This window comes from Phormidium sp. CCY1219, assembly GCF_055795085.1.
In genome coordinates this window covers 1-439 of record NZ_JAYFEQ010000144.1, presented here as the reverse complement: position 1 = coordinate 439, position 439 = coordinate 1, and the positions used below count along the sequence as shown (strand labels likewise).

1 protein-coding gene is annotated in these 439 nt (G+C 44.9%); it reads right to left on the bottom strand.

What is annotated here, in order from left to right; translation table 11 throughout:
* A partial coding sequence (locus AC0QH1_RS00750) for a formylglycine-generating enzyme family protein (RefSeq protein WP_324628811.1) occupies positions 1 to 439 on the bottom strand: 439 nt, incomplete at both ends.

Here is a 439-nt window from a genome sequence, read left to right as displayed (position 1 = left end):
GATTATTTCCCATCACTGCTTGCCATTGTGCCTGGGTTACCGGATATTTGCCCATAAAAAATTCCGGTACCCTCACCCGATGTTGCGGACCTTCATTATCATATCGCTCCAATTCGGTTTCCGGGGAACCCATGAGAAAGGTACCCGCCGGAATGCGTACCATTTCTAACCTAATTCCTTGCCCCAAATCTTCGGTATAGTATTCTGCCTCCCCCTGCTGGCGGTTGATTTCCTTTCCATAGCGATTCACAGTAATAATGTCAAAACTGAATTTCGGCAATGATGATTGTGCCGTTTTAGCACCGCTCACTGGTGACAAATTTAGGGCGTCTAATACTTCCGATGCTGATTGATATCGCTGTTTTGGATAATCGGATAATAACTTATCTAATACCTGGGCCAAATTTTCGCTAATTTCCACCCCATCAGGCAATTGTTC